General features: G+C 45.9%; 1 protein-coding gene and 1 pseudogene. Both read right to left on the reverse strand.

Going from position 1 to position 1,121, the window contains the following annotated elements:
* Positions 1-487 (reverse strand): annotated as a pseudogene (locus tag GRP75_RS27670) (PIN domain-containing protein); the annotation flags it as partial.
* 177 nt (positions 488-664) lie between these two features.
* Positions 665-1,121, reverse strand: a 457-nt coding sequence (gene phoU / locus GRP75_RS27675; RefSeq protein ID WP_160790975.1) for a phosphate signaling complex protein PhoU, incomplete at its 5' end; no start/stop codon positions are given.

Genomic DNA, 1,121 nt, shown 5'->3' on the forward strand with positions numbered 1-1,121 from the left:
GCTCAGGTCCATACGTCTCCACCTCAGTAACCCCTTTGCGGGTCAATCCGACTGTGACATGGTCTGAGGCCAATTGGAGCATATCCTTGTCCCCAGTCACGACCAGCACATTAATACCGGCTTCGTCCGCTGTCTTGGACAGGGTGCCTATAATATCGTCCGCCTCATAGCCATCCAGTTCAAACTGAGCAATGCCAAAAGCGGTCAATAGCTCTTTCAGCAACGGAAATTGCTGGGACAGCTCTGGTGGTGTTTTCTCCCGTCCACCTTTGTAATCCTCGTATCCTTTATGGCGAAACGTTATTTTACCGGCATCGAAGGCATCCAGAATATGTGTTGGTTTGTGCTCCTCCAAGAGCCGCAATAACATCGTCGTAAATCCGTACACCGCGTTCGTCTGCTGCCCGCTCGAATTCGTTAACGGTGGCATAGCAAAAAACGCCCGGTAAATGATACTGTTACTATCTATAAGCATGAGTTTATCCATTTAGCACCTCGCAAGTTCATCAATGCATTCGTAACGTTCTTACGTTTTACGCATTCCTCTTCCTATCTTAACATACAAGACTCCTTTTTCAGAAAAAAACGGCTGCTTCCTAACCAAATTTGCCTTTTGCTCAAAGACAAGTCTGGGTCAGAAACAACCGCTATATACCTGAAAGCTCTACTGGTTCAAATCTGGTCTCTCCCCTGTCACGAGATATACAGTACTTTCACCGATATTCGTAGCATGGTCACCAATTCGTTCAATGTATCGTCCTACAAGCAGTTGCAACATGGCTTGTGAAGCCTCTGCCGGCTTTTCTACCATAAAGGCGTACAGATCGCTGATCATGTGGCTATACATGGAATCCACACGATCATCCTCTTTGGCCATTTTGTAGGCCAGATCTGTATTTTCATCCAAATAGGATTTGATCGCATCATCTATCATTTCTTTAACAATGGAAGCCATGTGCGGAATATCCACCAGAGGCTTAATGATCTGCTGCCCTTCCAAACGAAGTGTCACCTTGGCAATATCAAGTGCCAAATCGCCCATTCGTTCCAGATCACTGGAAATTTTAAATGCAACAATGATCCGGCGCAAATCCTTCGCTACTGGTTGCTGGGTAATAATG

Origin of the sequence: Paenibacillus sp. OT2-17 (assembly GCF_009827695.1) — a bacterium.
GTDB classification, from domain to species: domain Bacteria; phylum Bacillota; class Bacilli; order Paenibacillales; family Paenibacillaceae; genus Paenibacillus; species Paenibacillus polymyxa_B.